This window comes from Polaribacter sp. Z014 (genome assembly GCF_023555435.1).
GTDB lineage: Bacteria > Bacteroidota > Bacteroidia > Flavobacteriales > Flavobacteriaceae > Polaribacter.
The window spans coordinates 1-3192 of the sequence record NZ_JALCZP010000052.1; the positions used below are offsets into that span (position 1 = coordinate 1).

Consider the following 3192-nt stretch of genomic DNA (forward strand, 5'->3'; position numbering starts at 1 on the left):
TAATAAATAAAGAGTCTGTGCTCCCGCCTTTCGGCGGGAAGCGTACATAAGTCTATGGGTTATTAGTATCACTTGGCTATGACATTACTGCCTTTACACCTATGACCTATCAACGTTGTAATCTCCAACGACCCTTTAAAGAAATCTCATCTTGTGGTGGGTTTCGCGCTTATATGCTTTCAGCGCTTATCCCTTCCCGACGTAGCTACCCTGCTATGCTTCTGGCGAAACAACAGGTACACTAGAGGTCAGTCCAACTCGGTCCTCTCGTACTAGAGTCAGATCCACGCAAATTTCTAACGCCCACAGCAGATAGAGACCGAACTGTCTCACGACGTTCTGAACCCAGCTCGCGTGCCACTTTAATGGGCGAACAGCCCAACCCTTGGGACCTTCTCCAGCCCCAGGATGTGACGAGCCGACATCGAGGTGCCAAACCCCCCCGTCGATATGAGCTCTTGGGGGAGATCAGCCTGTTATCCCCGGAGTACCTTTTATCCTTTGAGCGATGGCCCTTCCATGCGGAACCACCGGATCACTATGCTCTTGTTTCCAACCTGATCGACCTGTATGTCTCTCAGTCAAGCACCCTTATGCCATTGCACTCTACGTACGGTTACCAAGCGTACTGAGGGTACCTTTAGAAGCCTCCGTTACTCTTTTGGAGGCGACCACCCCAGTCAAACTACCCACCAAGCACTGTCCTCATCTCTGAGTTAGACTCTAGATAAGCAAAGGGTGGTATTTCAAGGACGACTCCACAACGCCTAGCGACGCCGCTTCAATGTCTCCCACCTATCCTACACATTACTTATCCAAAGCCAATACTAAGCTATAGTAAAGGTTCACGGGGTCTTTTCGTCCCGCTGCGGGTAATCGGCATCTTCACCGATACTACAATTTCACCGAGCTCATGGCTGAGACAGTGTCCAGATCGTTGCACCATTCGTGCAGGTCGGAACTTACCCGACAAGGAATTTCGCTACCTTAGGACCGTTATAGTTACGGCCGCCGTTTACTGGGGCTTCATTTCAGATCTTCGCCGAAGCTAAACCCTCCACTTAACCTTCCAGCACCGGGCAGGTGTCAGGCCTTATACATCATCTTTCAATTTAGCAAAGCCCTGTGTTTTTGATAAACAGTCGCCTGGACCTTTTCACTGCGGCCCATCCGAAGATGGGCGACCCTTCTCCCGAAGTTACGGGTCTATTTTGCCTAGTTCCTTAGCCATGAATCTCTCGAGCACCTTAGAATTCTCATCCCAACTACCTGTGTCGGTTTACGGTACGGGTTCTTATAATCTGAAGCTTAGAGGTTTTTCTTGGAAGCCCTTAGGCACACTATCCAATTGTCCGAAGACGCTTGGTACTATCACACTTCACCTAAACCTGCGGATTTACCTACAAGTCTAATAGCTACATGTTTCAACGAACTATTCCGTCAGTTCGCGGTGCTTTCATTACTCCGTCACCCCATCGCAATTATAAGAAGTACAGGAATATTAACCTGTTATCCATCGACTACTCCCTTCGGATTCGCCTTAGGACCCGACTAACCCTCAGCTGATTAGCATCGCTGAGGAAACCTTAGTCTTTCGGTGTGGGGGTTTCTCGCCCCCATTATCGTTACTTATGCCTACATTTTCTTTTGTAACCACTCCAGCATACCTCACAGTACACCTTCTACGCTGATTACAATGCTCCCCTACCACTAACGTGTCTTTCAACGTTAATCCATAGCTTCGGTAATATGTTTATGCCCGATTATTATCCATGCAAAATCGCTCGACTAGTGAGCTGTTACGCACTCTTTAAATGAATGGCTGCTTCCAAGCCAACATCCTAGCTGTCTAAGCAATTTCACCTCGTTTTTTCAACTTAACATATATTTGGGGACCTTAGCTGATGGTCTGGGTTCTTTCCCTCTCGGACATGGACCTTAGCACCCATGCCCTCACTGCTGAGAAACATTTTATAGCATTCGGAGTTTGTCAGGAATTGGTAGGCGGTGAAGCCCCCGCATCCAATCAGTAGCTCTACCTCTATAAAACTTTTACTCAACGCTGCACCTAAATGCATTTCGGGGAGTACGAGCTATTTCCGAGTTTGATTGGCCTTTCACCCCTACCCACAGGTCATCCAAAGACTTTTCAACGTCAACTGGTTCGGTCCTCCACTGTGTGTTACCACAGCTTCAACCTGCCCATGGGTAGATCACTCGGTTTCGCGTCTACTACTACTAACTAAAGCGCCCTATTCAGACTCGCTTTCGCTACGGCTCCTTGACTTAATCAATTAACCTTGCTAGAAACAGTAACTCGTAGGCTCATTATGCAAAAGGCACGCCGTCACACCATAAATGATGCTCCGACCGCTTGTAGGCGTACGGTTTCAGGTTCTATTTCACTCCCTTACTTAGGGTTCTTTTCACCTTTCCCTCACGGTACTAGTTCACTATCGGTCTCTCAGGAGTATTTAGCCTTACCGGATGGTCCCGGTGGATTCATACAGGATTACTCGTGTCCCGCACTACTCAGGGTACCACTATCTTAAATTCGCTTACTTTTACGGGACTATCACCCTCTATGGTTTGTCTTTCCAAACAATTCTAATTCACTTATCTTCGAATATCGTGGCCCTACAACCCCTATTTTGCCGTAACAAAATAGGTTTGGGCTAATCCGCGTTCGCTCGCCACTACTAACGGAATCACTATTGTTTTCTCTTCCTCCGGTTACTTAGATGTTTCAGTTCACCGGGTTTACCCCTATAAATAGGTGACATGTCTTCAACATGCCGGGTTGCCCCATTCGGATATCTACGGATCAAAAGGTATGTGCCCCTCCCCGTAGCTTTTCGCAGCTTATCACGTCCTTCGTCGTCTCTGAGAGCCTAGGCATCCGCCATACGCCCTTACTTAACTTATTGTACTTTTTGCTACAGTGTGTTGCCACACTATAATGAACTCTTTTATATTTTTATAAAAAAATTATTTGATTAGATATTACTCTAATCGTTCTCTATCTATTTGATTCTTACGATATCATTTTACCAATATGTCAATGAACTTGTGGCGAATCGCCACTGATAATTAAATCAGCAACAACTATAAGCCGTTGTGGAGAATATCGGAGTCGAACCGATGACCTCTTGCGTGCAAGGCAAGCGCTCTAGCCAGCTGAGCTAATCCCCC

At 46.9% G+C, this 3192-nt stretch carries 1 tRNA gene and 1 rRNA gene; both read right to left on the reverse strand.

The window, feature by feature from the left end:
* Positions 1-42: 42 nt before the first annotated feature.
* Positions 43-2927: ribosomal RNA gene (locus MPF19_RS18685) — 23S ribosomal RNA — on the reverse strand.
* Between the two features lie 191 nt (positions 2928-3118).
* Positions 3119-3192 (reverse strand) — tRNA-Ala (locus MPF19_RS18690).